At 40.5% G+C, this 25,553-nt stretch carries 25 protein-coding genes, 1 tRNA gene and 1 riboswitch; of the genes, 16 read left to right on the top strand and 10 right to left on the bottom strand.

Annotated features, from left to right (window positions below):
* The first annotated feature begins 358 nt into the window (after window positions 1-358).
* The 7 genes from HC725_RS05490 to yacG all read left to right on the top strand — a co-directional run bounded on the left by HC725_RS05490 (window position 359) and on the right by yacG (window position 6,621).
* Window positions 359-856, top strand: a complete 498-nt coding sequence (locus HC725_RS05490) for a pilin (RefSeq protein ID WP_190330775.1) — start codon at window positions 359-361, stop codon at window positions 854-856.
* Between the two features lie 6 nt (window positions 857-862).
* A complete protein-coding gene (gene pilB / locus HC725_RS05485) occupies window positions 863-2,551 on the top strand; it encodes a type IV-A pilus assembly ATPase PilB (protein ID WP_190330774.1) in 1,689 nt (562 codons plus the stop codon).
* A gap of 84 nt (window positions 2,552-2,635) precedes the next feature.
* A complete protein-coding gene (locus tag HC725_RS05480; protein ID WP_190330773.1) occupies window positions 2,636-3,868 on the top strand; it encodes a type II secretion system F family protein in 1,233 nt (410 codons plus the stop codon).
* 37 nt (window positions 3,869-3,905) lie between these two features.
* The gene (locus tag HC725_RS05475; protein WP_190330772.1) at window positions 3,906-4,799 is read left to right on the top strand and encodes a prepilin peptidase; all 894 of its coding nucleotides are present in this window, start codon (window positions 3,906-3,908) and stop codon (window positions 4,797-4,799) included.
* A gap of 105 nt (window positions 4,800-4,904) precedes the next feature.
* Entirely contained in the window at window positions 4,905-5,510 is a 606-nt protein-coding gene (gene coaE / locus HC725_RS05470) for a dephospho-CoA kinase (RefSeq protein WP_190330771.1), read from the top strand.
* 103 nt (window positions 5,511-5,613) lie between these two features.
* Entirely contained in the window at window positions 5,614-6,351 is a 738-nt protein-coding gene (zapD, locus tag HC725_RS05465) for a cell division protein ZapD (RefSeq protein ID WP_190330905.1), read from the top strand.
* Window positions 6,352-6,417: 66 nt separating this feature from the next.
* A complete protein-coding gene (gene yacG, locus HC725_RS05460) occupies window positions 6,418-6,621 on the top strand; it encodes a DNA gyrase inhibitor YacG (protein WP_190330770.1) in 204 nt (67 codons plus the stop codon).
* Window positions 6,622-6,720: 99 nt separating this feature from the next.
* Here yacG and HC725_RS05455 read toward each other — a convergent pair whose 3' ends face one another.
* The 3 genes from HC725_RS05455 to HC725_RS05445 form a co-directional block, all read right to left on the bottom strand.
* Window positions 6,721-7,977, bottom strand: coding sequence for a uracil-xanthine permease family protein (locus HC725_RS05455; RefSeq protein WP_190330769.1), 1,257 nt, complete (start codon window positions 7,975-7,977; stop codon window positions 6,721-6,723).
* A gap of 249 nt (window positions 7,978-8,226) precedes the next feature.
* Complete coding sequence (locus tag HC725_RS05450) at window positions 8,227-9,072, bottom strand: general secretion pathway protein GspB (RefSeq protein ID WP_190330768.1); 846 nt, start codon at window positions 9,070-9,072, stop codon at window positions 8,227-8,229.
* Window positions 9,072-10,817, bottom strand: a complete 1,746-nt coding sequence (locus HC725_RS05445) for an ExeA family protein (RefSeq protein ID WP_190330767.1) — start codon at window positions 10,815-10,817, stop codon at window positions 9,072-9,074. Before HC725_RS05445 ends, HC725_RS05450 begins: the two co-directional genes overlap by 1 nt.
* Window positions 10,818-10,969: 152 nt before the next feature.
* Here HC725_RS05445 and HC725_RS05440 point away from each other — a divergent pair, with 152 nt between their 5' ends.
* Together HC725_RS05440 and HC725_RS05435 are read left to right on the top strand one after the other, a co-directional pair.
* Entirely contained in the window at window positions 10,970-12,205 is a 1,236-nt protein-coding gene (locus HC725_RS05440; protein WP_190330766.1) for a multifunctional CCA addition/repair protein, read from the top strand.
* Between the two features lie 194 nt (window positions 12,206-12,399).
* On the top strand, window positions 12,400-13,185 hold the full coding sequence (locus tag HC725_RS05435; protein WP_190330765.1) for an undecaprenyl-diphosphate phosphatase: 786 nt from the start codon (window positions 12,400-12,402) through the stop codon (window positions 13,183-13,185).
* Between the two features lie 110 nt (window positions 13,186-13,295).
* Here the strand turns inward: HC725_RS05435 and folK are convergent, their stop codons facing one another.
* On the bottom strand, window positions 13,296-13,781 hold the full coding sequence (folK, locus tag HC725_RS05430) for a 2-amino-4-hydroxy-6-hydroxymethyldihydropteridine diphosphokinase (protein WP_190330764.1): 486 nt from the start codon (window positions 13,779-13,781) through the stop codon (window positions 13,296-13,298).
* A complete protein-coding gene (gene folB, locus HC725_RS05425; RefSeq protein WP_190330763.1) occupies window positions 13,778-14,137 on the bottom strand; it encodes a dihydroneopterin aldolase in 360 nt (119 codons plus the stop codon). The genes folK and folB overlap by 4 nt, the downstream gene beginning before the upstream one ends.
* A 128-nt stretch (window positions 14,138-14,265) precedes the next feature.
* Between folB and plsY the strand changes: the two genes are divergently transcribed.
* Window positions 14,266-14,856, top strand: coding sequence for a glycerol-3-phosphate 1-O-acyltransferase PlsY (plsY, locus tag HC725_RS05420; protein WP_190330762.1), 591 nt, complete (start codon window positions 14,266-14,268; stop codon window positions 14,854-14,856).
* Window positions 14,857-14,946: 90 nt separating this feature from the next.
* On the opposite strand, the gene tsaD is transcribed toward plsY, so the two are convergent.
* The gene (gene tsaD, locus HC725_RS05415) at window positions 14,947-15,981 is read right to left on the bottom strand and encodes a tRNA (adenosine(37)-N6)-threonylcarbamoyltransferase complex transferase subunit TsaD (protein ID WP_190330761.1); all 1,035 of its coding nucleotides are present in this window, start codon (window positions 15,979-15,981) and stop codon (window positions 14,947-14,949) included.
* A 231-nt stretch (window positions 15,982-16,212) separates the two neighbouring features.
* Here tsaD and rpsU point away from each other — a divergent pair, with 231 nt between their 5' ends.
* From rpsU to HC725_RS05385, 6 genes are all read left to right on the top strand, one after another.
* Entirely contained in the window at window positions 16,213-16,428 is a 216-nt protein-coding gene (rpsU, locus tag HC725_RS05410; protein ID WP_190330760.1) for a 30S ribosomal protein S21, read from the top strand.
* A 27-nt stretch (window positions 16,429-16,455) separates the two neighbouring features.
* The gene (locus HC725_RS05405) at window positions 16,456-16,899 is read left to right on the top strand and encodes a GatB/YqeY domain-containing protein (protein WP_190330759.1); all 444 of its coding nucleotides are present in this window, start codon (window positions 16,456-16,458) and stop codon (window positions 16,897-16,899) included.
* 102 nt (window positions 16,900-17,001) lie between these two features.
* The gene (gene dnaG / locus HC725_RS05400; protein WP_190330758.1) at window positions 17,002-18,765 is read left to right on the top strand and encodes a DNA primase; all 1,764 of its coding nucleotides are present in this window, start codon (window positions 17,002-17,004) and stop codon (window positions 18,763-18,765) included.
* Window positions 18,766-18,882: 117 nt separating this feature from the next.
* Window positions 18,883-20,727 (top strand): RNA polymerase sigma factor RpoD, encoded by a 1,845-nt coding sequence (rpoD, locus tag HC725_RS05395; RefSeq protein ID WP_190330757.1) that lies wholly within the window; start codon window positions 18,883-18,885, stop codon window positions 20,725-20,727.
* A gap of 165 nt (window positions 20,728-20,892) precedes the next feature.
* Window positions 20,893-20,969, top strand: a tRNA-Ile gene (locus HC725_RS05390).
* A 180-nt stretch (window positions 20,970-21,149) separates the two neighbouring features.
* Window positions 21,150-21,668 carry a DUF4136 domain-containing protein gene (locus HC725_RS05385; protein WP_190330756.1) on the top strand — a complete coding sequence of 173 codons (519 nt, stop codon included), beginning with the start codon at window positions 21,150-21,152 and terminating at the stop codon, window positions 21,666-21,668.
* 106 nt (window positions 21,669-21,774) lie between these two features.
* Here HC725_RS05385 and ribB read toward each other — a convergent pair whose 3' ends face one another.
* The 4 genes from ribB to HC725_RS05365 all read right to left on the bottom strand — a co-directional run bounded on the left by ribB (window position 21,775) and on the right by HC725_RS05365 (window position 25,319).
* The gene (gene ribB / locus HC725_RS05380) at window positions 21,775-22,437 is read right to left on the bottom strand and encodes a 3,4-dihydroxy-2-butanone-4-phosphate synthase (RefSeq protein ID WP_190330755.1); all 663 of its coding nucleotides are present in this window, start codon (window positions 22,435-22,437) and stop codon (window positions 21,775-21,777) included.
* Window positions 22,438-22,556: 119 nt separating this feature from the next.
* A riboswitch (FMN riboswitch) is annotated at window positions 22,557-22,741 on the bottom strand.
* 203 nt (window positions 22,742-22,944) lie between these two features.
* The gene (locus tag HC725_RS05375) at window positions 22,945-23,559 is read right to left on the bottom strand and encodes an acetate uptake transporter (RefSeq protein ID WP_190330754.1); all 615 of its coding nucleotides are present in this window, start codon (window positions 23,557-23,559) and stop codon (window positions 22,945-22,947) included.
* A 106-nt stretch (window positions 23,560-23,665) separates the two neighbouring features.
* On the bottom strand, window positions 23,666-24,316 hold the full coding sequence (locus HC725_RS05370; protein WP_190330753.1) for a mechanosensitive ion channel domain-containing protein: 651 nt from the start codon (window positions 24,314-24,316) through the stop codon (window positions 23,666-23,668).
* Between the two features lie 10 nt (window positions 24,317-24,326).
* Window positions 24,327-25,319 carry a bile acid:sodium symporter gene (locus HC725_RS05365; RefSeq protein WP_190330904.1) on the bottom strand — a complete coding sequence of 331 codons (993 nt, stop codon included), beginning with the start codon at window positions 25,317-25,319 and terminating at the stop codon, window positions 24,327-24,329.
* Window positions 25,320-25,553 lie beyond the last annotated feature (234 nt).

Raw genomic sequence — 25,553 nt, 5'->3', positions numbered from 1 at the left:
ACCTAAGCGAAGAAGATACTGAATCTCCTACAGTATATTGAGTCTCAAATCGTTGTAGGAGATCCTGAACTGCGCTCCTGCGGTGTTTTCAGGATGACGGGATAGTAATCTAGTGAGACTCCTCGCATAACCACTTAATAACTGGCGCTTTATTGCCTTTTCACTTACGTCATCATCACGTCAATAACGCTATTTCCATTACCATAATTATTAATTTGATCGCAATAATTTGTCACTCAAGTGCAATACCTCAGCCATTTTACAACCTGACTCGAACATGCGTTTAAGCGCAATTTTTCTTTATATCCGTTGTTCTTATGATTGCCCGCGAAATACTACTTTATTCACGGAGATGAAAATGAAAAAGCTACAACAAGGAAAAAAGAAACTTCAACAGGGTTTCACATTAATTGAATTGATGATCGTGGTAGCGGTTATCGGGGTGCTGGCGGCGATTGCGATGCCTCAGTATCAAAAATATATAGCTAAATCTGAGGTAGCTTCAGTATTAGCCTCTTTAACTGGCGTGAAAACAAATGTTGAAGCTTATACCGTTGAAAATGGGGTATTCCCTAATAGTGCATCCTCTGCTGATGAGCTAGGTATTCCCGTAATTACATTAGCCGACTTAACATATGCTCAAAACGGTGTAGAAATAAAAGCTGTTGGCGCGGTTGATGCGGGAACAATTACTGTGAAATTTGCACCAACTGGAGGTAACGCAAGCGCATTAGTTGCAGCTCAATCTCTAGTATTAACAAGAATAACAAAAACTGGGCAGTGGAAATGTGCTCCCTCTTCTGGAGCCAGTGATGACTTTAAGTCACTTATGCCTAAAACATGCAAATCAAATTAGCATTAAATGAACACTAACCTTGCCTCCATTTTACGCCAAGCGGAGTTCCTGACTCACGAGCAGGAACAAGTGGTGGTGAGCAAGGTTATTAACGATAAAAAAAGCGTCCCCGTGTCTTGCGTGGACGCTGGTTTTATTAATAGCCAATTATTACTGCAACAACTGTGTCAGCTGTTCGCCCTACCACAAGCCAGTCTCGCTCATTACAGTTATCACCAAGTGTGTGAACAACTGGGATTACGTGATCTTGTTACCAGCCACCAAGTACTACCACTGCAAATTGATTCCCAAAGTTTATTACTGGCAGTTTCCGACCCAACCAATACTAGTGTGGAGGATGATTTTCGCTTTGCCACCGGTAAGCAAGTTGAATTTATTTTAGTCGATTGCAAAGAACTAGAAGGCGCAATTCGACGTTTGTATGGTCGCGGCGTCAATAACGATAGCGGGCAAGGCAAAGACATCACCCAAGATGAATTGGCTAACTTGGTAGAAGTCGGCAGTGATGAAATTCAAGAAACTGAAGATCTCAGCCAAGATGAAGCGCCAGTCAGCCGCTTTATCAATCAAATCCTACTCGATGCTGTGCGCAAAGGAGCCTCCGATATTCACTTTGAACCTTACGAAGAACTGTATCGAGTACGTTTACGTTGCGATGGTATTTTGATAGAAACCAACCGACCAGCTCAACATTTAGGCCGTCGATTAGCCGCAAGGATCAAGATCCTCTCCAAATTAGATATTGCTGAGCGCCGCTTGCCACAAGATGGACGAATCAAAATACGCTTAAACGCCGATACCGCCATTGATATGCGAGTATCAACACTGCCGACATTATGGGGCGAAAAAATTGTTTTACGTTTACTCGATAGTAGCGCCGCCAATTTAAACATCGATAAACTCGGTTATAGCGACACGCAGAAGAAACTCTATATCGATGCACTGCAACAACCGCAAGGCATGATCTTAATGACTGGCCCAACCGGGAGCGGCAAAACCGTTTCTTTATATACTGGCCTGCGCATTTTAAACACGCCAGATAAAAACATCTCAACGGCGGAAGATCCGGTCGAAATCAACTTAACCGGCATCAATCAAGTTCAAGTCAAACCCAAAATAGGATTTACCTTTGCTGCGGCATTGCGGGCATTTTTACGTCAAGATCCAGATGTGGTCATGGTGGGTGAAATTCGCGATCTCGAAACCGCAGAAATCGCCATAAAAGCGGCGCAAACTGGCCACTTAGTTTTATCTACTCTACACACTAACTCTTCTGCCGAAACGGTGGTGCGTTTATCTAATATGGGAATAGAAGCCTTCAACCTTGCCTCTTCATTGAGCCTTATCATCGCTCAGCGTCTGGCTCGTCGCTTATGCCCACACTGTAAAACCGCCGATGATCTTCCGGAAATCTTACGGCAAAAACTCAATATTCCACAGGGAATGACCCTTTACCAAGCTTTCAGCCAAGGATGCTCAGAATGCACTGGCGGCTATTCTGGCCGTGTTGGGATTTATGAAGTGATGCCATTTACCACCGAAATTGCCAGCGCGGTTATCAAAAAAGCATCAGCCAATGACATTGAAATGATCGCGGTAAAACAAGGCATGGCAACACTGCGTCAATCCGGTATCGAAAATCTAAAACAAGGCATTACTAGCTTCGCTGAATTACAACGCGTGCTTTATTTTTAATCGCCATATTTGTATTAATAAAACTATCTCTATTAAGAAAACAATCGCTATTAATAGAACCATTGTTATTGATAAGGAATCATCATGGCAAGATCCGCCACTTTAAAAGCCCCCGCCCTTAAAAATTTTCAATGGCGTGGCCTGAATAGCTCTGGTAAAAAAGTTTCCGGTCAGATGATGGCATTTAATGAAAGTGAAGTGCGCACCAAGCTCAAACAACAACGTGTCCAAATCAAAAAACTGAAACGCCGCAGTGTGTCTTTTTTGGCAAAACTCAGTCATAAAGTAAAGCGGAAAGATATTACCGTTCTAACTCGCCAACTTGCCACCATGCTGACCACTGGCGTACCCATCGTACAATCATTAAAATTAATTGCCGATAGCCAACGTAAAGCGGAAATGAAATCTATTTTGTCGCAGACTTGTACCCAAGTCGAAGCAGGAACGCCTATTTCAAAAGCATTAAAAGCCAGCAGTTCATTCTTTGATGATTTCTTTTGCGACTTAGTGTCAACCGGTGAACAAACAGGGAATTTAGGGGAGGTATTTGAAAGGCTAGCCACTTATCGAGAAAAAAGTGAAGAGCTAAGATCGAAAGTCATTAAAGCCATGATTTATCCTGCAATGGTCATCTTAGTTGCCACCTGCGTATCGATTTTAATGCTCACCATGGTGATCCCGGAATTTGAAACCATGTTTAAAGGTTTTGGGGCTGAATTGCCCGCCTTTACTCAACGCGTGATCGATTTATCTCATTTCATTCAAGATTATTTATTTATAATGATTGTCGGTTTATTGGCGTTTATTTTTGCCATCAAACAAGCTCGAAAACGCTCCTTTAGCTTTCGATTAAAGACCAGTCGAATGGCGTTAAAAATGCCCATTTTAGGACCCGTGTTTTCAAAAGCAGCCATCGCTAAATTTAGCCGTACTCTTTCCACCAGCTTTAGTGCCGGTATTCCGATTTTGACCAGTTTGTTGACCACCGCTAAAACCGCAGGAAATTTGCATTATCAAGTTGCGGTTGAACAAGTGCATAAAGACACCGCAGCCGGAATGCCAATGTACATAGCGATGCGTAATGCAGAAGCGTTTCCTGAAATGGTGCTGCAAATGGTGATGATAGGTGAAGAGTCCGGCAACTTGGATGATATGCTCAATAAAGTCGCCACCATTTATGAATTTGAAGTCGATAATACCGTCGATAACTTAGGCAAAATTATTGAGCCCGCTATTATTGTCTTTTTAGGTGTGGTGGTGGGTGGTTTAGTCGTCTCACTTTATCTGCCAATCTTTAAGCTAGTTAGTGTATTCTAGCTGTATTCTTTTCACTTTTGTGGTGTCGTGATCCAACATGCTCATTTTTGATTATTATCCTTTTTTATTTCCTATTGCCGCTGGTGTATTTGGCTTATTAATCGGCAGTTTCTTAAATGTGGTTATTTATCGTCTCCCTGTCATGATGGAACGCGAGTGGATCAAAGAATGTATCGATTACTTCCCTCAATTAAAAAAAGACTCAGCCTTAAAAAAATATACCTCGGATTTAGACAAACCCTTTAACTTAAACATCCCTCGATCGCGCTGCCCAAAATGTAATACCCAAATCCGAACAATCGATAATATCCCCGTTTTTAGTTGGCTATGGTTACGCGGAAAATGTCGTCAATGCGCAAACCCGATCAGCGCACGTTACCCTGCTATTGAATTATTAACCGCCGCGCTCAGCGTCGTCATTGCCTTATATTTCCCAGCAAACTGGTATGGTTTGGCGTTGCTATTTTTTACTTTTACGTTAGTCGCGGCTACTTTTATCGATCTCGATACCATGTTACTACCCGACCAACTGACCTTGCCATTAATGTGGGGCGGTTTAGCATTATCCGCTTTTGGTATTAGCCCAATATCTTTACAAGATGCCATTATTGGCGCGATGGTAGGCTATTTATGTTTATGGTCTGTCTTTTGGGCATTTAAATTACTGACCGGTAAAGATGGTATGGGTTATGGCGACTTTAAGTTATTGGCAGCACTTGGTGCATGGTTAGGCTGGCAACAGTTACCATTATTGATTTTACTGTCTTCGGTGGTCGGCTTAATCTTTGGATTGATCCAATTACGTTTACAGAAAAAAGGCATCGAAAAAGCCTTCCCATTTGGCCCATATTTAGCGATTTCCGGCTGGTTTTGTTTGATTTTTGGTCAGGATATTGCTAACTGGTATCTCACCAATATCCTTCATATTTAAAGCGACCACATTATAGGTTACGCGTGTTTAGGCAAGCCTACTTCAATGAAGACAAAGCGATGGGCATGTCAATTATTTGAATATAACTAAAAGGTAGATGATTCAATGATCATTGGTCTTACTGGCGGTATTGGTAGCGGAAAAACCAGTATTGCCAACTTATTCCGGCAACATTTTAATATCGACTTAGTTGACGCGGATATCGTTGCTCGCCAAGTGGTAGAACCAAATACGGTTGGTTTGAAAGCCATCACGGAACATTTTGGCACATCGGTCTTAACCTCTGATAAAGAACTCGATCGCGCTCAACTGCGAGAGTGTATTTTTTCTGACCCCGCTGAAAAGCAATGGATAAACGAATTATTGCACCCTTTGATCCGTGCCGAAATTAGCCACCAACTGACTCAAACCACCTCACCGTATGTGATACTAGTGGTGCCATTATTAGTTGAAAGTGATTGGAAATCATTAGTCGACCGTATTTTAGTAATTGATGCCAGCCCAGAAACCCAAATCAGCCGAACTTGCACGCGTGATAAGGTATCTGCCAGTCAAGTACGCGCTATCTTAAATTCACAAGCTTCCAGACAAGAGCGGTTAAGTTTTGCCGATGATGTGATTAATAATGACTCACCTCTCACAAAAGAGATTCAGCAGGCGCTACTATTAGAAGTCACTCAATTACATCAAAAATATATGAGTCTATGTTAATCAATTATTTGTGTTTTTGTAATCAAAGGTCAACCGACCCTAGCGTGACTCATAGATATCTGTGACAATAACGACTTAACATCACTCATAATTATATGTTGAAATTATTATGCTGAAATTCGAACACCCTTTAACAGAAAAAGTGCGAATTTATCTGCGAGTAGAATTCCTACTCAAGCAGCTGCATAATTCTGCCAATTTTGAAACATCGCAATCCTACTTAATATTTTTCCGCTCTTTATTTGATCTGATGGAAATTTTTGAACAAATTCAAATGAAGTCGGAAATAGGTAAAGATCTCGAAAAACAGAAACTCGCCTATAAACACTGGATGGGTGTTCCTGGTGTCGATCAAAATAAGCTAAATACTATTTTAACCGATATTGATACCTGCTTTAAGCAAGTGATGTCTTCAGAGCGCTTTGGTGTCTCTTTAAAAGAAAATCGCTTTTTAAATTCGATTCGCCAACGCTTTAATCTCCCTGGTGGAACCTGCAGTTTTGATTTACCTGCTTTGCATTATTGGGTTCATCTTCCATTAGAAAAACGTTTAACCGATGCCAAATCTTGGACAGATACACTAGAACCCGCAAGAATGGCGCTGAATTTACTGCTTCGATTGATAAGAGAAACTGCTCAGCTGAAGCCTAAGATAGCCCGTAATGGCTTCTTTCAAAGTGAAGCCGAAGATGCCAATATATTGCGCTTACAGCTGCCCGTTGAAATTGGCGTATACCCAATGATTTCCGGGCATAAAAACCGTTTTGCAATAAAATTTATCAGTTTCGAAACCGGTAATGCTTATAGCCAAGATATCGAGTTTGATCTCGCCATCTGTTAAGACTACACTTCGGCTCATCTTTTTATGACGCATGTTTTAGATGCATCACAATACAGAGCTAATATTATGACCAACACCACCCCAAAAAAAGTGACCATCGTTAAATGCCCAACTTGCCAGACAAACGTGGTTTGGGGAGAAATGAGTACCTATCGCCCTTTTTGCAGCAAACAATGCCAAATGATTGATTTTGGTGAATGGGCAGATGAAGAAAAATCGATTCCCGGCGCGCCCGATATGTCCGATTCTGATGGTTGGTCTGAGATGTAATCAACAATAAAAAAGCGATCCTAGGATCGCTTTTTAGCTCTCAATTTCTTTTTAGCTCTCAATTTACAGTTTCGCTTCAATCGAACTTTTAGCTTGACTTCAACCTGGAGTAGAATCAGATTCTATTTGCGCATTATCAACAATATGATTGTCACCAATATCTTTTGGTAACACTAGATTCAAGACTATCGCGACAATACCGCATAAACTCACACCTTGCAGGCTAAACTCACCGATACCAAATGCCATACCGCCAATACCAAAAATCAACGTCACCGCCACAATCACCAAATTACGTGATTTATGTAAATCCACTTGATTTTTGATCAGCGTATTCAAACCAACGACAGCAATTGAACCAAATAAAAGGATCATAATTCCGCCCATTACAGGAACCGGAATGGTTTGTAAAACTGCGCCTAATTTACCGACAAAAGCTAAAACTAAAGCCGTTACCGCGGCCCATGTCATGATCACTGGATTAAAAGCCTTGGTTAGCATAACTGCGCCAGTCACTTCAGAATAAGTGGTATTGGGTGGAGCGCCAAACATAGCTGCAGCCATGGTTGCAAATCCATCGCCCATCATAGTGCGATGCAAACCTGGCTTTTTAAGGTAATCTTTTCCTGTCACATTTGAGATAGCGAGAATATCACCCACGTGTTCAACCGCAGGCGCGATAGCAACAGGGATCATAAATAATACCGCATTGATATTAAACTCAGGGAACGTAAAGTTCGGCAGAGCTAACCAAGCGGCTTGATGAACTGGTGTGAAATCCACCACACCAAAAAACAAACTCGTTAAATAGCCTGAAAGAATGCCACCTATGATCGGCACCAGTTTAAAAAATCCTTTGCCGAAAACACTCAGAGTTATCGTCACAATAAGAGAAATGGCCGAAATCCATAATGCCGCATCATGAGCAACAATTTGTACGCCGCCGTCACCACTTTTTCCTAAAGCCATGTTAACCGCAGCAGGTGCAAGCCCTAAACCTATTACCATGATCACAGGACCGACAACAACAGGCGGTAATAATCGATGAATAAACCCTACACCGCGAACTTTAATCACGACGCCAAGTACAACGTACACCGCGCCAGCCATCATAAGACCGCCCAACATACTTGGAACACCCCAAGCTTGAATGCCATACATAATAGGTGCAATAAAAGCGAAAGAAGAGGCTAAAAAAATGGGAACGCTTCGCTTAGTCAGTACTTGAAAAATTAAAGTCCCAATCCCGGCACCAAATAAAGCAACGCTAGGATCAAGCCCCGTCAATAATGGCACTAATACCAGTGCGCCAAATGCAACAAATAGCATTTGTGCACCTTGTAAAACCTGAAACATAAGCCATCCTTTCTGATATATAAAAAACAAACGGGCGGATTCTAACACCAAAAAGCTTTCAAACATTACTCTAAATACAGATTATCAATAAAAATGCAGGTATCTGTCGCCATTATCATAAGGGTAACGATTACATAAAGAATAATAGTTCTTAGCTTGCATAATTGAACAGGCAAAAAAATAGCGACATTTCGGTCGCTATTTTACTGATCTATAGAAACGATGATCGTAGTTTCAACTGAATAGTCGTTAACCAGCCCATTCATATAATGCTGGGATCTGCACATTCTGCCCATCAAAACGCACCACAAGACTTCCCGGTAATATTTTCTCAAGCTTAACAAGCTTATCCACTATCCACTCGCCTTCATGTACATTGCTCCCATTCACTTTTATCCAGCGACTGGTCAATTTAGATGAATACATATGAGTTTCAAAATTCATCTTAGGTAACCTGCCTTGATATATTTTTTCATTTCCGACTAAATTGATCATCGGTGCATCAAAGCTTGGGTTCTTCAGAGGTTCGGATTTAGGTGCTACTACCTTTGAGCGAGGCTGCGGATCCAGTTGTGATTCCGTTAGCATCGCTTGCTTAAAACGAGCCACAATATCAGGAGATACTCCCGACATATCAATATTATCAACATTCCAAGCCTGATTTTTTTCCGATGATGCATTAATTTGTGTGGTTTTAATCACGCGGCCTTGAGGCTCAGTTTTAGCTGCCTGGGTTTTCACTGACAAAGCTTTAGCCTGAATATTATCGACTACTTTCGGTTGAAACTTCACTTCTGGCAATACTTGTAAATCTTTCATCTTAGGGAAAGGTAACAAATGCACTTGTAGATTTTGCTTATGATTAATATTTTTCGATGAAGATATATCTTCGATTGTTTTTGGTGATTGAACTAACGGGTAGACCAATAGAAATAACAACACCAATAAAAAAGGCAGTATAAATAAAGACACTACAAGCCATTTATGAGGCGTTTTTTCGATGGCTAAATAGCGATAACTACCCTCAGATTTAGGAGATAATTGAGACCGATAAGCTTGCTCAGATTGTTGCAGGGCTTTCATTACTTCAGACATTAGCTTTTATTCCCATTGAAATGCTGAGACTTACCATCAATACTGCCCATTAACCTTGGAGCATCAAGGTTTGTATAACTATCTAAAAGCATTAAGGTTTCTTTACCTGCAATACCATCAACGTTAATACCTTGCCACATTTGAAAAGCTTCTACTTTGCTTTTCATATCTTGATTGAAAATTGTAGTATCTAATAATGCCCCACCCAGAGCTTGGGACAACTCTTTGTTTAACTGGGAAACATATTCGCCTGTATCATTGATTTTTAAAACTTGGTCCGCCATCTTGCTATGCCATAACAGCTGATATTCACCGTTCCAGTGTTTTTTCAACCACTCATTCGGTACTTCAATTCGCTTATCCGCTAATAACAGTTGAGAACTGGATTCATTAACTCGATACAAAATAGCAAAATAAGTTTGGTAGTTGGCTTGCAAGGTCAGCATGGTTGGACGATTAATTACCGCCAATTGGTTTAAATTCCCCGTACCTTGATAGCAATATAAATCCGCTCTTGGAGCTTGGCGACAATTTGCTTCTTTTGCTTCGACTTGATATCCCCATAAACCAAACAAAGTCTGCATGGCATTAATAGGGTTATGGCTTTGTTTAATGTATGGCGAGATAAGAGATTCCGCTGACTTATCCACCTGCGTTTGTTCTCCATCTTGAGCTATTGCTTTCCTCGTAGAGGCTATAACATCGTGAGCCAATTCTGATGGTGCTGATTTATCTTGAGCTTCCATACTTTGAGATAACTGACTATCAAACTCAGGAGCTAACCATTGCGGAGCATAAAACCAAACCAAAACAGCCAAAGCTAACCCACCAATTAAGCTTGCCCCATAAGCAACCCAAGATTTGCCAGTTTTCATATTTACCGGGCTATTTACACCTGAAACATGAGGGTTCATGACCGAATTTGCTGGCATTGGTCGCTGAAAAATCATCACATCCGCACAAGCTTTTTCCGCTATAACGCCAGAAACCATAGGCTCACCGCCATAATAGGCATACAGCAAACATTTATCACACACTAAGTTGATTAGACGTGGCACACCATGGGTTTGCTTGGCGATATGCTTGATGGCTTTGGCTGTAAACATGTCATAACTTCCGCCAGCCACTTGAATACGAAATTGAATGTATTGCGCCACTTCTTGAGAAGTTAATGGCAATAGATGATAACGACCCGTAATACGCTGTGCTAGTTGACGTAATTCTTCGGTTTGTAACTTATATTGCAATTCAGGTTGCCCAATTAATAACACTTTGAGCAACTTTTGGCTTTCGGTTTCAAGATTAGTCAATAAACGTAACTGTTCAAGCACCATGGCCGATAAATGCTGAGCTTCATCAATGAGTAATAATGTTTGCAGCCCTTGACCGTGGTTGTTAATCAAGTAGCGATAAATGGATTCGGTCAACTGTTTTAATGACGCAGATTCTTGATATTCAATCGAAAACTCATCACAAATGGCTTCTAATAAATCCGATCCGGTATAAGTTGGATTTAACAATAAGCCGGTTTTAATATTATCTTCTAATACCGCAAGCAGCGCTTTTGATACTGTAGTTTTCCCAGTCCCCACTTCTCCGGTTAGTAATGCAAAGCCACCGCCACCACCCAATCCCGCTTGCAGATGATTCATCGCTTCCCGGTGACGCGCACTCAAGAAGAGGTAACGCGAACTTGGTACTATGGTAAACGGCAGCTCTGATAGGCCAAAAAAGTCCTTGTACATGCATTACTCTCAAATCGTCAGCAGATCCAGTATCTAATGTGGTATAAATTACACTAATACGATCGTTATTTATAGATGCAGCATGGCAGCGCCTAGCTTTCTTGCTAGAATCGACCACTCTTTATTATTCACTCTTGTTGAAAGGTTTAAATGTGGAAATATTCTTAGTTGGTGGCGCGGTTAGAGATAAGCTACTTGGCATTGAAAGCCATGATCAAGATTGGGTAGTGGTTGGTAGTTCACCACAACAAATGATCGATCAAGGATTTCGCTCTGTAGGTCAAGATTTCCCTGTCTTCTTACATCCCAAAACTCAGCAAGAATATGCGCTAGCACGCACCGAGCGAAAATCAGGTCAAGGCTATACCGGATTTGAATGCTTCTATGCGCCGGATGTGACTTTAGAAGAAGATCTAGCTCGCCGAGATCTCACCATTAATGCGATTGCCGAAGATAAACAAGGCAAGTTGTATGATCCATATCATGGTCAGATCGATCTTAACAATAAGATTTTACGTCATGTTTCTCCTGCTTTTAGCGAAGATCCATTGCGTGTGTTACGCGTGGCGCGCTTTGCCGCTAAATTGGCACCGCAAGGATTTACGATCGCACCTGAAACACTAGAATTAATGAAAACGGTTACCAGCAGCGGAGAATTATCTCACTTAACATCAGAGCGAGTTTGGCAGGAATGGTATAAATCGTTAACCACTTCAGCGCCACAGATCTTCTTACAAACATTAAAAGACTGCGGGGCGCTTAAAGTCATATTACCGGAAATCGATGCGCTATTTGGTGTCCCTCAACCAGAAAAGTGGCACCCAGAAATCGATACGGGCATTCACACTTTAATGGTCGCCGAACAGGCTGCAAAATTAAGCTTGGAAGTGAGTGTTCGCTTCGCCGCTCAAGTCCATGACTTAGGAAAAGGTGTCACACCAGAATCTGAATGGCCAAGTCATAAAATGCATTGTCATACAGGGCTCACATTAATTAAAGCATTATGTAATCGAATTAAAGTACCTAATGAAAGCCGAGAGTTAGCCTTGTTAGTTTGCCAACATCACTCAAATATTCATCGCGCAGCTGAACTAAAAGCATCGACTGCGCTCAAACTACTCAATCAACTAGATGCATGGCGTAAACCTGAACGTTTTGAGCAAATATTATTATGCTGCCAAGCCGATCACCAAGGAAGAAAAGGCTTAGAACTTCAGCCTTATCCGCAATATCATCGCTTACGCCGCTATTATCACGCAGCTCAAGCGATTGATGTGAGTAATATTCTTCAACAAGGTTTTCAAGGTAAGGCTATTCGAGATGAACTGGATCAGCAACGCATAATCAGTATTGAACAAGTGAAACAAGTCTTATCTCAAGAACAATAGTCACCTTAGGTAAAACGAGTATAAACAACCAACGATAAAAACCACGATCCATTGCTACATCAAAGTCTTGTAAAGAGTAGGGTTATAGGATTGATTCTTTATCCATAGCAAGGCAAAGTGCGCATAATTTTAACATTTTATTACTGCCTATTTTCTCTGATGAAATAACGGCAATACAAGGACATTAATTTAGCATGACCATTTTTGACTCCATTATTTTAGGCATTGTTGAAGGTATAACCGAATTTTTACCTATTTCTTCAACTGGACATATGATCGTCATTGGTGATTGGTTAGGCATCGCCAATACCAGTAATAACAATGCCTTTGAAGTGATTATCCAAGTCGCGGCTATTTTAGCGGTTATTGCCAACTATAAAGAAAAATTTCATCCAAAGTATTTCTCATTATGGGTAAAAGTGGCGGTGGCCTTTTTGCCAATTGGTATTATTGGTTTCTTAATGAGCGATATTGTCAAAGCACTGTTTAGTGTCACCATCGTTGGCATTATGTTTATTATTGGCGGTATTATATTTATTTGTGTAGAGCGTTTCTATAAAGAAGAAAACTGCCCAACCGTAGATGTAAATGATGTATCAATGAAACAAGCGTTATGGATTGGCTTTGCACAAATTTTTGCATTAATTCCGGGGACAAGTCGCGCAGGTTCAACCATTATTGGTGCTATGTTGGTGGGTTTAAACCGTAAGACCTGTGCTGAGTTTTCTTTTTTACTCGGCTTGCCTGTTTTGGCAGCAGCTTCAGGTTATGATTTATTGAAACATTATCAAGACTTCACTAGCGCTGATTTCATCAACTTAGCTGTTGGCTTTGTCACCGCGTTTATTGTGGCCTATTTTTCAATCAAATTATTCATCCGTTTCTTAGCTAATTTCACTTTTGTTGGTTTTGGTGTTTACCGTATTCTATTTGGTTTATTACTACTAGTTCCACCAATACTCGGATTCACTTGGGCATAAAGCTCATCATAACTTTTCATTAATCTATCTTAAATAGTTAACACCAATCCTAAATAGAGGGTTCATTCGAGCTCTCTATTTTTTTACTTACCAACCAGCCCCGTACTTCATTACCTAAAATCAAACTCTACTGCTTTTAAGCTCCCTTTATTCTCAAATTTTTCCCACACTTGCTCAATGCATCTTCCATCATTAGGAATAATAAGCTGCGGGTTTAATTCAAATAATGGTAGGAGTACAAATTCATAATCAAAGATATCGCGGCGAGGAATAACTGGTGCATGCTCAGAAACAACATCACCAAATAAAAGAATATCCAAATCAAGTGTTCGATCTTGCAATTTCTGAGCGTTAGCCGTGCGTCCCCATTTGAATTCAATTTTCTTCAAATTTTGTTGTAATTCAATCAAGGATAATGGCGTATCAATTTCGATAACTGCATTATAAAAAGCGTGGCTCTCAAACCCGACAGGATCGCATTCATAAACACTCGAGCAACGTAAGTAATTACTTACATTATTAAGCTCTTGATATGCTGCTTGAATATGTTTACGACGCTCGATATTACTGCCAATACCAATGTATGCTAAAGTCACAAACAACCGCGCTCAATGATGACTCCCACCCCTCTTGCTTGTGGTACTGCGCCTGGTTTAGTTAAATGAACTTTAACCCAAGGAACCGAAAAGCGTTTCATAATTAATTGCGCCACCTCTTCTGCAACACGCTCAACTAATAGAAACTGTCCACCTTCAATATGGTTTAACACCGCTTGGCTGACCTTAGCGTAATCCAGAGCATCTTCGACATCATCGCTTTTACCTGGGTTTCGGTTATCATGAGCCATTTCAATAGTAAGCACTAACTTCTGCTTAATCTCTTGCTCCCAATCATAAGCGCCAATGGTAGTAATTACTTCTAATTGGTCGATAAATACTTTATCTAAAGCCATGTTGATTCCTTTTGATTAGTTTTTACTTATGAGAGTAACTGATCGGATACCCAAGTAGCATAAAAACACGTAAGATGCAGAAATATACTATAAAACCATCTTACATCACACTACCTCCAAGGAAGACAATGAGCATCGTGGTACTGGTAATGATCATTCTCGCATATTTACTCGGATCTATTTCGAGTGCAGTACTGATCTGCCGTGTTTGTCATCTTCCAGACCCTAGAACCCAAGGCTCAAAAAATCCTGGTGCAACCAATGTATTAAGAGTGGGCGGTAAGTGGGCTGCAGTCGCGGTATTATTATGTGATGTGCTAAAAGGAATGCTGCCGGTTTGGGCAAGCTATTTTCTTAACATTCAACCACTAATGCTCGGTTTTATTGGCTTAGCGGCATGCCTTGGGCATATTTACCCACTATTTTTTCATTTCAAGGGTGGTAAAGGAGTTGCAACTGCATTGGGGACGATGGCTCCAATTGGATTGGATTTAACTGGAATGGTAATGACAACTTGGATCCTAACTTTCTTCTTTAGCCGCTATTCCTCTCTTGCAGCTGTCGTGACATCACTGCTGGCTCCTTTTTATACTTGGATGGTTAAGCCCCAATATACTATTCCTGTTGCGATGCTTTCATGCTTAATAATCTTTAGACATTATCAAAATATTAAGCGCCTGATTGATGGCAGCGAGCCGAAAGTAAAACCGAAAAACTAACGTTAATATTCCCATAAAAAACAAATAAAACGGCAGCCTTTATTATTGGCTGCCGTTTTGTTTATCGCATATTATTTGTTCAATACCATATTATTCAGAGAGTGGTTTTAGCTCATCAATTGGCCAACGAGGTCGTGCTTCTACAGATAAATCTACTAACTCAGCATTATGTAATTCACCACGAGATAAGCGCTGCATGCCGGCATAAGCAATCATTGCGCCATTGTCGGTACAAAACTCCGTGCGCGGATAATACACCGCACCACCTACTTTTTTCGCTAACGCTTCTAATGATATTCGTAATTGCTTGTTAGCACTCACTCCGCCAGCAATGACAATCCGTTTTAAACCCGTTTGCTCTAATGCGCGACGACACTTAATCACTAATGTGTCACACACTGCCTCTTGAAACGCATAAGCAATATCGGCGCGAGTTTGCGGATCATCGTCATTGTCTCGGATAGTATTAGCAGCAAAGGTTTTTAGACCAGAAAAACTAAAGTCTAAGCCAGGTCTGTCGGTCATTGGACGAGGAAATCTAAACCTACCTTTGGTCCCCTTTTCCGCTAACTTAGATAGTAACGGCCCCCCGGGGTAATCTAAGCCCATTAACTTGGCCGTTTTGTCAAATGCTTCACCGGCAGCATCATCAATAGATTCACCTAAAATTTTATACTCACCAATCGCCTGAACATCAACCATCATGGTGTGACCGCCAGAAACCAGTAAAGCAACAAATGGAAACTCAGGTGGATTATCTTCTAGCATAGGAGCTAATAAATGTCCTTCCATGTGATGTACAGGTACAGCAGGAACACCCCACGCATAAGCGAGGCTGCGTCCAATGGTTGCTCCCACTAATAAAGCTCCAACTAAACCAGGCCCTGCAGTATAAGCCACACCATCAATATCTTTAGAAGTTAGCCCTGCGTCTAGTAATGCAGCCTTAATCAGCGGGATAGTTTTCTTAACATGATCACGTGAAGCTAGCTCAGGGACTACACCACCGTAGTCTGCATGCAGCTTCACTTGGCTATATAATTTATGAGCCAATAACCCCTTTTCTTCATCAAAAATAGCAATGCCTGTTTCATCACATGATGTTTCAATACCTAAAATACGCATAAATTTCTCACGACCAATGATGTCGACTAGTTGATTTTTCTTAAATTATGGGTAATCTTACCGCCTCGGAAAAAAATTAACCAGATCTTACCTTGATAATGCTTTACAAATAGGTCTTGATCGGATTAAAATTCCGCACCATTTTTGATCTAGCTGATTAATATCCATTCTAGTTTTTAGGGTCGATTTAAAAAATCAGCATTAATGAATAACCCCTGAGGTGAAAGGCATATGCCAGTAGTTAAAGTACGTGATAACGAACCGTTTGACGTAGCATTACGTCGTTTCAAGCGCTCTTGTGAAAAAGCAGGTGTTCTTTCTGAAGTGCGTCGTCGTGAGCATTACGAAAAACCAACAACTGTTCGTAAACGCGCTAAAGCATCGGCTCAAAAACGTCATGCTAAAAAATTAGCTCGCGAAAACGCACGTCGCGTTCGCTTGTACTAATAACTTACTCCAATTAAGGACTGAGTTATGGCTCTGATTGAACAACTCAAAGAAGAGCAAAAATTAGCGATGAAAGCCAAGGATAAATTACGCCTTGGCACTATTCGTTTAGCTCTATCAGCCATTAAGCAACGTGAAGTCGATGAGCGAATTACGCTTACCGATGAAGACATTATTGCAGTAATGACTAAGATGGTTAAACAACGTCGTGATTCTGTTACGCAATATGAAGCAGCAAATCGTCAAGATCTTGCTGATGCTGAAAAAGCAGAAATTATCGTACTTGAGGAATTTATGCCTCAACCGCTAAGTGAAGAAGAAGTCATCGCACTTATTGATAGTGCTATTATTGAATCTGGTGCTGCGGGCATGCAAGACATGGGTAACGTAATGGGGGTTCTAAAACCTCAACTTCAAGGTCGTGCAGATATGGGTAAAGTCAGTGGTTTAGTTCGTTCTAAATTAGCTTAATTAAATTTAAGCCACTTTATTTCCCAAGCTTAAGTTTTAATGAGCCGTGCATTCTTCAAGAATCGCACGGCTTGTTTGTATTCTAAGGATTCAAACTTCTCTATGGCTGGAAGAATTCCACGAAGCTTTATTGATGATGTTATATCTCGCACCGATATTATCGATGTTATCGATCCGCGTGTAAAACTCAAAAAGCAAGGGAAGAACTACACCGCCTGCTGCCCTTTCCATAACGAAAAATCTCCATCTTTTAACGTTAGCCAAGACAAACAATTTTATCATTGCTTCGGTTGTGGTGTTAGCGGTAATGCGATCAGTTTTTTAATGGAGTATGAGCGTCTTGAGTTTGTAGAAGCCATTGAAGAGCTTGCCAGTAAACTCAGTTTAGAAGTGCCACGCGAAACCGCAACTGGCCAAGAATTTCAAACTGACACCCCAAAAGTCAACGCTGAACAAAAACGTAATCTGTACGATCTATTAGGCAGTATTAGCCAATACTATCGATCCCAGCTTAAATTGGGAGCCAATAAACCTGCGATTGAGTATTTAAAAAATCGTGGCCTATCAGGCGAAATCGTACAAAAATTTGGCATAGGTTATGTCCCTGACGAATGGGATAGCGTACGTAAAAACTTTGGCCAACAAAATCATATTCAAGACATGCTAGTTGAAGGTGGCATGCTGGTTGAAAACGAGAAAGGCAACCGCTACGATCGTTTTCGTGGTCGAGTTATGTTCCCTATTCGGGATCGTCGTGGCCGAGTCATCGGTTTTGGTGGCCGAGTGCTAGGTGATGAAAAACCTAAATATCTCAATTCACCAGAAACCCCGGTATTCCATAAAGGCAAAGAACTTTACGGTTTGTATGACGTGTTGCAAAGCCATAAAGATCCAGCTCAAATTCTAGTAGTTGAAGGCTACATGGATGTGGTTGCATTGGCTCAATATGGTGTCGATTATGCAGTAGCTGCTCTTGGGACTTCTACCACTGGCGACCATATGCAACTATTGTATCGTCAAACCGGCACCGTAGTATGTTGCTATGATGGAGACCGCGCTGGACGAGAAGCAGCTTGGCGAGCCATGGAAAACGCCTTACCTTATTTAAATGATGGGCGACAACTGAAATTTATGTTTTTGCCCGATGGCGAAGATCCTGATACATATATTCGTCAGCATGGTAAAGATGCATTTGAACAACAAATTTTTCATGCAACTTCATTGTCTGAATTTTTATTTGGCACCTTGATGCAACAAGTGGATACCAGCAGTAATGAAGGTAAGACTAAACTCACAGCTTTGGTTGTTCCTCTGATAGAAAAAGTCCCAGGTGGTACATTGCGACTATACTTGAGAGACTTGCTCGGTAAGAAGCTTGGTTTACTCGATGAAAGACAACTCCAACAGTTGATCTCTAAGAATACACAACAACACAATACACCTCAGCCACATGAAAAAATTCAAATAACGCCAATGCGGGTGGTTATTGCTCTGCTTTTGCAAAAACCCAGCTATGCTAAATTAGTACCAGATTTAACCAGTATTAGTCATATAGACTTACCGGGATTAAGTTTATTATTAAACGTACTTGATATTTGTCGAGAAAATCCCCATATCAAGTCCGGTCAGTTGATGGAAAACTGGCGAGAAACAAAAATAGAATCATTATTATCAAGACTATTAAGTTGGGATATTCCCCTCAATGATGATAATGAACAAGATGTTTTTTTAGATACATTGGATAACATATTTACTCAGTGTATTAATAAACAAATTGAAGTATTGCAAGCAAAGCAAAGAAGCTCCGGCTTATCAGTCGAGGAGAAAAAGGAACTGAATGATTTAACTCTTCAGCGTCCTAAATAGATGCTACGACCAACGGCTAATACCCAACTGGTCAGCAATAATTAAATTTGTTATAATTGGCGGTTTGCATTTCGCATACTAATACTCTTCACTCAGACCTCAAGTTGGATATCGTCGATGGATCAAAATCCGCAGTCACAGCTAAAGTTACTTGTCGCAAAAGGTAAGGAACAGGGCTATCTGACCTACGCCGAAGTAAATGACCACCTACCTGAAGAAATTGTAGATTCAGAGCAGGTAGAAGACATCATTCAAATGATTAACGACATGGGTATCCAAGTCGTTGAAACCGCACCAGATGCGGACGATCTAATGTTGAATGAAGCCGTAGCAGATGAAGATGCTGCCGAAGCTGCAGCAGCCGCACTTTCAAGTGTTGAAAGTGAGATTGGCCGAACAACTGACCCTGTGCGTATGTATATGCGCGAAATGGGCACGGTTGAACTATTAACTCGTGAAGGTGAAATTGACATTGCTAAACGCATTGAAGATGGCATCAATCAAGTGCAGTGTTCGGTTGCAGAATACCCAGGCACCATTTCTTATATTCTTGAACAATTTGATAAAGTTCAAGCTGAAGAGCTTCGCTTAACGGATATTATTTCCGGTTTTGTTGATCCTGATGATGATGGTAATGCTGCACCAACAGCAACCCACATTGGTTCAGAACTAACCGTTAGTGATAATGACAGTGATGATGACGATGATGAGGACGACGATTCAGGCGAGGACGAAGAAGAGGAAGACACAGGCATCGATCCTGAGCTTGCTTTAGAGCGTTTTACTGCGCTACGAAATACTTATCAAAATCTACAGCTATCAATCAATGAACATGGTCGTGAAAGTAAAAAAATCGCGAGCAGCAAACAAGAGTTCTTAGACGTATTTCGTCAATTCCGTTTGATCCCAAAACAGTTTGATTACCTCGTTAATGGTTTGAAAAACTCGATGGATCGCGTTCGCACTCAAGAGCGATTGATTATTCGTACCGTTGTTGAATACGGAAAAATGCCAAAGAAAGCTTTCGTTAATGCCTTTACTGGCAGCGAATCTTCTGACACATGGCTCGATGACATTCTTGCTTCAGGTAAACCATACGCAGAAAAGATCAAACAAAGCGAAGAAGATCTTCGCCGTTGTATCTACAAGCTAAAAACCATTGAAGAAGAAACATCGCTTAATGTCCAAAACATTAAAGATATTAGTCGTCGCATGTCTATTGGTGAAGCCAAAGCTCGTCGTGCTAAGAAAGAAATGGTTGAAGCTAACTTACGCCTAGTTATTTCTATCGCGAAGAAATACACCAACCGTGGCCTACAGTTCTTGGATCTCATCCAAGAAGGTAATATTGGCCTCATGAAAGCGGTAGATAAATTCGAATATCGTCGTGGTTATAAGTTCTCAACTTATGCGACTTGGTGGATTCGTCAAGCTATCACACGCTCAATTGCAGACCAAGCACGTACGATTCGTATCCCAGTGCACATGATCGAAACCATTAACAAATTGAATCGTATCTCTCGTCAGATGCTTCAAGAAATGGGCCGTGAGCCTCTTCCAGAAGAACTGGCTGAACGCATGCAAATGCCTGAAGATAAGATCCGTAAAGTGTTAAAGATTGCCAAAGAGCCGATCTCAATGGAAACGCCAATTGGTGATGATGAAGATTCTCACTTAGGTGACTTTATTGAAGATACCACACTTGAATTGCCTTTAGATTCAGCCACGGCGACCAGCCTGAAGTTCGCCACTAAAGATGTTCTTGCTGGCCTAACGCCTCGCGAAGCAAAAGTACTTCGTATGCGTTTCGGTATCGATATGAACACTGACCACACTTTAGAAGAAGTTGGTAAGCAATTTGATGTAACACGCGAACGTATCCGTCAGATTGAAGCAAAAGCTTTACGTAAACTTCGTCATCCAAGCCGTTCAGAAACATTGCGCAGCTTCCTCGACGAATAAAAAATCTAGTTTCAAGCTAGAAAATAAAACCGAAAAGGTGGGCATTGCTCACCTTTTTTGTATCTAGCATAAAATATTGGTTTAAGTGGGCAGAAACTAAACAGAATTGGTCTATGTAGCCTCTAGACACCCTTGCTTCATTCCCCTATAATCGTCCCTCAATTTGGCCCCTTAGCTCAGTTGGTTAGAGCGCGCGACTCATAATCGTTAGGTCCCCAGTTCAAGTCTGGGAGGGGCCACCATATATAGAAAGGCGTAGCAGGTTAATCCTTGCTACGCCTTTTTACTATCTATTGATACAGTATGCTCACCGCAATATGACAACCAACCGTTAAAATTTCATCTAACATGATTCACTTATAAGCTAAAATTGAACATGAAGGCACCTTCACTTTTAGAAAGCCATTCGCCATAGAGGAAATATGATGAAATTACTCTCTGCTCTTGCTTGTACCGCTCTACTTTTATCTGGATGTAGCAGTCAACCGAAGCCAGATTACGATCTTAATTATTCTTTCGACCAACTTCATTCATTTAGCCTTCAGGCTCCAAAGCAAACCTCTGACACTCTCACAACTGAACGAATTCAAAAGGCAATTATTGATAATCTCACCGCTCGTGACTATCAACAATCAGATCCTGCAGATTTTATTGTGACATTTACCAGTGGAAAAATGCAGAATAACAAACGCAAACCCTCTATAGGATTAGGTCTTGGTGGAGGTTTAGGCGCGATTGGTATCGGAACAGGGATTAGTATGCCGATTGGTGACAACAAGAAGCTAGAGAATATTCAAATCGATATTCACAATGCAGAGAACAATAAAGTGATCTGGAGTGGTAATCGTAATTTTGAATTCACAGATGGTGGGGAAGAAAAAGCACAAATCACAAAAGAAACGGTCGACGAGATTTTAAACGACTTCCCACCTGAAAAATAATACTTAAATAAAAATTAAGTCAGATAAAGAAAAAAGCCACTTTGTCACAGTTTAAGAAATGAACTTAAACGGACAAAGTAGCTTTTACAGTCTTATAATTGTATTTTTACGCTTGTTTTTTTATCAAAGCTTCGCGATATAAAACAATGTCATCAATGGTTAGTACTGGCATATTATGCAATTTACCAAAAGCTACGATCTCTGGCGCTCGCGCCATTGTGCCATCAGGATTAGTTACTTCACATAACACACCTGCAGGGTTCAAACCGGCCAATTGCATTAAGTCTGTTGTGCCTTCTGTATGACCACGACGACTTAACACACCGCCTTTACGCGCACGTAATGGGAATACATGTCCAGGGCGAGCAAGATCACTTGGTTTTGCATCTGCAAAAATAGCGGTTTTGATTGTCGTCACGCGATCTGCTGCTGATACGCCCGTAGTCACACCTTGTTTTGCTTCAATAGATACGGTAAATGCAGTTTGATTTTGGCTGTTGTTATTAATCACCATTGGTGGCAATTCTAATTGCTCCGCTTGCTCATCGGACAAACATAAGCACACGATCCCACTACCTTCGCGGATCATTAACGCCATTTGTGTATCGGTTAATGTTTCTGCTGAATAAATCATATCGCCTTCATTTTCGCGATCTTCATCATCAAGCACAAGTACGCCTTTACCTTGCTGTAAGGCAATAAGCGCAGCTTCGACACGTTCAATTGGGTTACCGTATTCGGCAAGTAAAGATGGTTGGTTCTGATTCATGGTAAAGCTCCTGTAGGTACCAGAATCAGGGCAATTTTTCAGAAGGGGTTAAACGCCGCTATATCAATAATATAACGATCGTTAAACGTCAAACACACTCAGTAATAATACCAAGTGTTATTTATCCTCTCCCATCCAGACTATCACTGTCGGCTCCGGTTTCTCACCAGATCTGCTGACCTTGATCCTAAAATCAAGCGCTCGCGGGCTCATAAAGTCACTATAACTACGATCTCAATGATTTTAAGATCATATTGCTTTATATACCGCCGGTGGGGAATTGCGCCCCGCCCTGAGAATAATTAATAAAATTGTTAACACCAACAAAGTGGTGCTGCTACATAGTATTACAGAGCAAAAGTAAAATCCATTCTAACGCTCACTATCCATCGAGATACAAACCATAGGCAGTAAAAAAGCCTCAATCCAAATGAATGAACTGAGGCTTTAACTTTAGTCGCCGATCAATAGATTATGTTTTATAAAATATTAATTGGGAAATAATTATTATGCAGCCGCTTTAATCAAATCAACGGTTGCTTTTACTTTCTTCTCGCCAATAGGCAATACTGTGCGACCAAATTCATGATTAATCACAGTCGCCATAGCAAGGTAAACAGCACTTGAACCACAGAATAAACCAACAATACCAGCGATATGACCAATCGTTGTATTGCCAGTAAAGTCACCAGCAGCAAGCAAGAAGAACAATACGGTTAAGCTACCAAATACAGTTTGTTTTGCCACAGGGTAGCGAGCTAAAGTAGCAATAAACATAAAGCCAGTAAAAATACCCCAGATAGTTAAATAAGAAGCAAGGAAGTGCGCAGATGTTGCCTCACCTAATCCCATGCTTGGCATTAAAATCAAGCCAACAAGCGATAACCAAAACATACCATAAGAAGTAAATGCTGTGGTACCGAAAGTATTACCGTTCTTGTATTCCATAATACCAGCGATAACTTGTGCAATACCGCCGTAAAAAATACCCATAGCAAGAATAACTGTGCTTAATGGGAATAAACCTACGTTGTGTAGATTTAATAAAATAGTAGTCATACCAAAAGCCATTAGGCCTAATGGTGCTGGATTTGCTGGAGTTGTAGAGTTTGGCGTCGACATAATATTACCTGGTTAAAATATGAACTGGATAAGAAAAGCGGCGTATTATTGTCGATAGACATTCATTTGTACATTATTTTCATGACTTAAATCACAAAAATAGGGTTCAACTCAATTTTGATTCATTTTTATTCTCAACTTGTTTGTTGTCCACCTTCATAACATCCACTTTAGTGCTGTCGGTTTTTGTGCTGTCGGTTTTTGTGCTATCTGCAGCAGAATCCGGTTGTGGCACTTTTTTTAAAACAATGACAGGGCGAGTTAAAAATAAATTGTTTGGGTACAGTATTGTATTCCCATCTATATTTCTTAATTGCACACTCATAAATGCCATCTCGGTGATTTCACCTTCAATGTAATTTGCACCATCAACTACTCGAACCCAACGCCCAACTCGACAATCATTTTGACCGAACAGAATAAGGAAACTGGTTAAATTACTCAGCAACGACCAACCTGCAAATAAGGCGACGCCAAGTAAAGCAAACATGGATGAGCCAACCACCAGCAAGCCATGAAAATCAAAACCCCATGATAATAATAAAATCGTAATAATTATGATGGAGGTAATTGAATTAATTAATAACCTCGCACGTTGTTTACGATGAGTATTAATCCCCGCTTTCATACTGCCTAAAAATATCTTAGCTGGAATTCGGCGCAATACAGGGTAAACCATCAAGATGACAACCGTGATGATCCATTGCGAGTATTCTTTAATAAGTACTAACCATTCTTGATTCAAATTTACGTTCATATTGATCGCCCTATTTTGATTCGAGTTCTAATGCGTGTTTTTGATAACGGTTCGCTAAAATTGCACAATAAAAAATTTGTAATGGATGATAAATCATAATAGGCAGAAGTATCATTCCCAATCGTGGATCCGCACCAAAAATAACTTTTGCCATAGGGATCCCGGCAGCTAACGTTTTTTTACTACCACAAAATACTGCAGCTACTTCATCGGCATGATTAAAGCCCAATATTTTGGCACTCCAGCGCATCAATTGAATAATAAAAAATAGAACTACCATACAAATAGCTAAAGACATAATCAGATAATCAATAGAGAAGTTATGCCAAATCCCCTCTGATACGGAGTCACTAAAGGCATTATAGACAATCAGTAATATGACGTATTTATCCAACTTACCCGTCACATTTTTATGCTTTTCAATCCAAGAAAATAATAAAGGGCGCAATACTTGCCCTAATATCATAGGAAGTAAAAGAAGTTTCGATATCGAAAGGATCGAATCCATCATGTTTAATTGAGCGCCTTGCAACCCCATAAAAAACTGGATTAGAAATGGGGTAATAAAAACCCCAAGAATGCTCGATAAGGAGGCGTTAAATATCGCTCCCGGCATGTTACCTTTACCTATCGCAGTCATCGCGACAGAAGATGAAATGGTACTAGGTAAAACAAATAAAAAGCAGAAGCCAAATGCAAGCGCAGCGGGCATGATCGATTGCATACCGTGGCCAAATATCACCCATAACAATGGATAAACAACAAAAGTAGCGGCCTGAATAAAAAGGTGCAGTTTCCAATTATTCACTCCATCTTTTAATGCTTTTGGTGATAACGCGATACCATGTAAAAAGAAAACTAAAGCAATTCCGACTTCGGTGACATTATCAAGGTGCAAAATCCCGCCAGAACGACCAAACTCAGGAATCAACACGGCCAAGATCATAGCGATCACCATCGCAACCAAAAACCATTCTTTTTTTATTTGACTCAAAATATTAATCCCCTCACAAAACCAACGAATAGAAAGTCACTTTAATTTTTAAATACCAACTATTTGCTTAATTTAATATAAAATTAAGCAAATGACTTAAGATTAAGTAAGATAATTCACTTTAAAGCCAAATCATTTCTTCGTTTTTGTGGTCTACTTGCATACAATGCCAAATTAAGTCTTTGATGATATTCAAATCTGGAAGAAATTAGCTTAATCAAGACAGTAACCACAACACAAAGT

It is taken from the genome of Vibrio sp. S17_S38 (assembly GCF_014694375.1).
In the GTDB taxonomy this organism is placed as follows: domain Bacteria; phylum Pseudomonadota; class Gammaproteobacteria; order Enterobacterales; family Vibrionaceae; genus Vibrio.
This window is presented reverse-complemented; position numbering and strand designations above follow the sequence as displayed.

Bases quoted from the DNA above. Each gene is read 5' to 3' on its own strand.
- HC725_RS05405 (WP_190330759.1), top strand. From the start codon at position 16,456: ATGGCTCTGATTGAACAACTCAAAGAAGAGCAAAAATTAGCGATGAAA.
- HC725_RS05445 (WP_190330767.1), bottom strand. From the start codon at position 10,817: ATGTACAAGGACTTTTTTGGCCTATCAGAGCTGCCGTTTACCATAGTA.
- HC725_RS05455 (WP_190330769.1), bottom strand. From the start codon at position 7,977: ATGTTTCAGGTTTTACAAGGTGCACAAATGCTATTTGTTGCATTTGGC.
- HC725_RS05435 (WP_190330765.1), top strand. From the start codon at position 12,400: ATGACCATTTTTGACTCCATTATTTTAGGCATTGTTGAAGGTATAACC.
- ribB (WP_190330755.1), bottom strand. From the start codon at position 22,437: ATGAATCAGAACCAACCATCTTTACTTGCCGAATACGGTAACCCAATT.
- HC725_RS05450 (WP_190330768.1), bottom strand. From the start codon at position 9,072: ATGTCTGAAGTAATGAAAGCCCTGCAACAATCTGAGCAAGCTTATCGG.
- HC725_RS05385 (WP_190330756.1), top strand. From the start codon at position 21,150: ATGATGAAATTACTCTCTGCTCTTGCTTGTACCGCTCTACTTTTATCT.
- HC725_RS05475 (WP_190330772.1), top strand. From the start codon at position 3,906: ATGCTCATTTTTGATTATTATCCTTTTTTATTTCCTATTGCCGCTGGT.
- rpoD (WP_190330757.1), top strand. From the start codon at position 18,883: ATGGATCAAAATCCGCAGTCACAGCTAAAGTTACTTGTCGCAAAAGGT.
- coaE (WP_190330771.1), top strand. From the start codon at position 4,905: ATGATCATTGGTCTTACTGGCGGTATTGGTAGCGGAAAAACCAGTATT.
- HC725_RS05490 (WP_190330775.1), top strand. From the start codon at position 359: ATGAAAAAGCTACAACAAGGAAAAAAGAAACTTCAACAGGGTTTCACA.
- HC725_RS05375 (WP_190330754.1), bottom strand. From the start codon at position 23,559: ATGTCGACGCCAAACTCTACAACTCCAGCAAATCCAGCACCATTAGGC.
- tsaD (WP_190330761.1), bottom strand. From the start codon at position 15,981: ATGCGTATTTTAGGTATTGAAACATCATGTGATGAAACAGGCATTGCT.
- plsY (WP_190330762.1), top strand. From the start codon at position 14,266: ATGAGCATCGTGGTACTGGTAATGATCATTCTCGCATATTTACTCGGA.
- HC725_RS05370 (WP_190330753.1), bottom strand. From the start codon at position 24,316: ATGAACGTAAATTTGAATCAAGAATGGTTAGTACTTATTAAAGAATAC.
- HC725_RS05480 (WP_190330773.1), top strand. From the start codon at position 2,636: ATGGCAAGATCCGCCACTTTAAAAGCCCCCGCCCTTAAAAATTTTCAA.
- folB (WP_190330763.1), bottom strand. From the start codon at position 14,137: ATGGCTTTAGATAAAGTATTTATCGACCAATTAGAAGTAATTACTACC.
- yacG (WP_190330770.1), top strand. From the start codon at position 6,418: ATGACCAACACCACCCCAAAAAAAGTGACCATCGTTAAATGCCCAACT.
- dnaG (WP_190330758.1), top strand. From the start codon at position 17,002: ATGGCTGGAAGAATTCCACGAAGCTTTATTGATGATGTTATATCTCGC.
- rpsU (WP_190330760.1), top strand. From the start codon at position 16,213: ATGCCAGTAGTTAAAGTACGTGATAACGAACCGTTTGACGTAGCATTA.
- pilB (WP_190330774.1), top strand. From the start codon at position 863: ATGAACACTAACCTTGCCTCCATTTTACGCCAAGCGGAGTTCCTGACT.